This window comes from Moorena sp. SIO3E8, assembly GCF_010692445.1.
Lineage (GTDB): Bacteria > Cyanobacteriota > Cyanobacteriia > Cyanobacteriales > Coleofasciculaceae > Moorena > Moorena bouillonii.
Genome location: NZ_JAAHHM010000286.1, coordinates 1 through 3,170 on the forward strand (window position 1 = coordinate 1; position 3,170 = coordinate 3,170).

The window sequence follows — 3,170 nt, forward strand, 5'->3', positions numbered from 1 at the left end:
TAGCTTATGCTCGTTACTTTCAACTGGCAACGGTTGACCCCAAGGGCTATCCTGCTAACCGCACCGTAGTTTTTCGGGGTTTTTTGGACAACTCCAACCAACTCAAAGTTATTACCGATACCCGTAGCCAGAAAATTCACGATATTAATCATCATCCCTGGGGAGAAGTTTGTTGGTACTTTCCCAACACTCGCGAACAATTTCGTTTAGCAGGCCAGTTGACCCTGATCACTGCTGATTATCCCGACGAAGGACTTAAACAAGTCCGCCAACAGACTTGGCAAAATCTTTCCGATGCAGCTCGTTTACAATTTGCTTGGCCTGATCCTGGTGTTGCTAGAGTAGCAGATAAACAAGCCTTTTCCCCACCGCCACCTGCCCTAGATCAGCCTTTGCCAAATTTTTGCCTATTATTGCTCGCACCAGTCAAGGTGGATCACCTAGCGTTGCAGGGTTTGCCCCAAAACCGATGGCTTTACTACCAAGACAGTTCTGGGGAGTGGTTTCAAAAAGCTGTTAATCCTTAGCTTCGGCGTCACACCAAAATGGGTGTGGTTAAAATATTCTATTGTGTTACTAATCCGATTGCCTGTCTAGAGCCAACAGCAACGACAGGTAAAACCTTCAACCTTTAACCTGCTAACATTCAACGACTAGATCAAATCCCATAACTATCTAAAAACTGCCGAATTTCTTTATCTTGGAGATCACAACATGGGGCATTAGCCCCCTTCTCTGGAGCATCTGGTGTTGAAGAGTGATCAGATATCATTGATGCCATGGAAGATCTTTGCTGAGCTAACTCTTGTAGCTGTTGTTCGAGAGACTCAATCCGGTCTACTAACGCTCGAATTACTTTGGCTTCTGAGTCAGGCAAGCTACCATGTTCAAGGGGATTGACTCGTACACCGGAACGATAGACAATCCGACCTGGTATACCGACCACAGTACAATCGGAAGGAACATCTCGCAAGACCACTGACCCAGCACCAATGCGGACATTATTACCAATTTGGATATTCCCTAGCACCTTAGCACCAGCTCCCACTACCGCATTTTCTCCTAGAGTAGGGTGACGCTTACCACTTTCCTTTCCTGTACCGCCGAGGGTAACACCTTGATAGATTAGACAGTAGTCTCCCACAATAGCGGTTTCTCCAATCACCACACCCATACCATGGTCGATAAAGACACCATGACCAATTGTGGCACCCGGATGAATTTCAATACCTGTAACAAATCGGGATAACTGACTGAGCAGTCGAGGAATGAATGGAATCCCAATCACATGTAACCAGTGACAAGAGCGATGGAACAGCAGAGCCTGTAGACCGGGGTAGCAGAACAAAACCTCCAGCCAGTTCCGAGCAGCTGGGTCACGCTCAAAGATAATACGGAAGTCAGCAATCAGGGCAGATAGCACTAGGGGTCACCATAATTAATGCTTGAACAAATTACTAACTAGTTTACCTTGTCTTGATGGAATAGTGAGTGGAAGAAACCCCCTGATGAAAGTGCCGCATCTGTTGCTGGTTATTCTTGAGCCGTCAGGGTGTAATCCCAGCGTTGTCCTCCCTCAAAGGCACCGACCCAGATTTGGTATGTGCCAGCTGGCCAATTTTGTGCTGTTATGCTGGCATCTTTTTTAGAACCTGTATCATCCCCACAAAGGATCTGATTGTTGGGAAACTGAATTAGTAAAGTGGTATCCTTTCCCCCTGTGTTGACCCCTATAGTTAAACTGGGGAAATTTGCTTCCAAAACCATTAGGTGATCGGGAGTAGGGTCTCCAAAACCGATACAGGGATCATTGTTGCGATCGCTATTTGCCATCGATGACAACGAGTAAGCACCACCGGTGTGACCACTGACCTGTCCTTGACTTGGGGAAAAACCAGGTGATAAGTTTAAAGAAGCAAAATTCGCTGTCTGGGATAAAACTGGCATAGAACAGAGGGCTACTATTAAAGCTATGACTCCTCTAACACCTTGTCGTACCATTGTCAAAACCCTCCTAAGACTAGTTGTTACTATTTCCTCCCTATTTGAGTACGAGTAAACTATAAAAAATTACAGTACTTACTTAGATTTTCCTATAAACCTCTGTTGTTTGATAGGAATACCTGTGACACTCTGCTATCTGCCACATTGATTATTAATTGATACCGGTGGCGTTAATTTATTCCTTAGCAATGATCTAAGTAGTCGGACAAAAGTAAAATTAACTGTTGAAATAGGGAGCAGGGAGCAGGGAGCAGGGAGCAGAGGGGCTTTTGGCAACTTTACACAAGTTAATACAGCGATGCAGCGAGGTAGCGCGGTCTTGGCGGTTTCCCCCATTCGCGCTTTGCATCAAGAAGTGAGGTTTATTTTTGTCCAGTTACTTATCAGTTATCAGCTAGCTTCTGTAGATACTAAAGTAAGCGAGCAGCGATTAGCGCTACGCGAACAGCTATCAGTAAATGCCTGAATAATTAGATGGAGAAATGCCCAATTTTTTAATTCTGTAAACTCTATAACTATAGCGTTTATAGGACTCATGAGATATACATTATTTTTTCCCTATTCCCTATTCCCTGCTCCCTGCTCCCTGCTCCCTAAAAACCATAATTGTACCTCAAAAATCGTAGAATTGCTATATTAAATTATCGTCTTCGATGTTTATTTTATAAATGATAGCTGACGACTTAAAGCTGATGTTAATGCTTATGGTAACTACTTTAAATATTGCTACATATTAATCAGCCACCACACCCGATCACCCCATCACCTGCTCATTATCTTGAGGGCGAATCAATGAAATTGGGATGACTAGAGGTAGAATAAAGGTCAAAACTAAGAAAACAAGCGCGTTACAGCTATTTCCGTCCTATGGTCGCTCAATCGTTTGATCAACCTCTTGTTGAAATCAGTGTTGAACAACTGGCAAGGCAGATGGCAGATTCCCCGGAGCAGTTACAGCTTATTGATGTCCGAGAACGGCAAGAAGTTGCGATCGCTTCTATAGAAGGCTTTGAAATTCTGCCTTTGAGTGAATTTGCTCGTAAGCATTCAGGTGATGGGGTTGACAAAAAGGGAAGGATGAGTAGTAGTGTAGAACCATGGAAATCAAACCGCCAGCTATCCCAAATAGCTTTGAAGCTCTGGAACTGCTGCCCCAATCAGTTCTG

Annotated in this window: 4 protein-coding genes and 1 pseudogene; 3 read left to right on the top strand and 2 right to left on the bottom strand. The window is 44.2% G+C overall.

Annotated elements, in window-relative coordinates:
* The coding region (locus F6K46_RS38945; protein WP_293118106.1) for an Npun_F5749 family FMN-dependent PPOX-type flavoprotein at window positions 1-527 on the top strand (527 nt) is incomplete at its 5' end.
* A gap of 131 nt (window positions 528-658) precedes the next feature.
* Here the strand turns inward: F6K46_RS38945 and cysE are convergent.
* Together cysE and F6K46_RS38955 are read right to left on the bottom strand one after the other, a co-directional pair.
* A complete protein-coding gene (gene cysE, locus F6K46_RS38950) occupies window positions 659-1,423 on the bottom strand; it encodes a serine O-acetyltransferase (RefSeq protein WP_293053344.1) in 765 nt (254 codons plus the stop codon).
* A gap of 110 nt (window positions 1,424-1,533) precedes the next feature.
* Window positions 1,534-2,001 (bottom strand): hypothetical protein, encoded by a 468-nt coding sequence (locus F6K46_RS38955; RefSeq protein ID WP_293053347.1) that lies wholly within the window; start codon window positions 1,999-2,001, stop codon window positions 1,534-1,536.
* A 301-nt stretch (window positions 2,002-2,302) separates the two neighbouring features.
* Between F6K46_RS38955 and F6K46_RS38960 the strand changes: the two genes are divergently transcribed.
* Both F6K46_RS38960 and F6K46_RS38965 read left to right on the top strand, forming a co-directional pair.
* Entirely contained in the window at window positions 2,303-2,470 is a 168-nt protein-coding gene (locus tag F6K46_RS38960) for a hypothetical protein (protein ID WP_293053349.1), read from the top strand.
* A gap of 401 nt (window positions 2,471-2,871) precedes the next feature.
* Window positions 2,872-3,170: pseudogene (locus tag F6K46_RS38965) on the top strand (hypothetical protein); the annotation flags it as partial.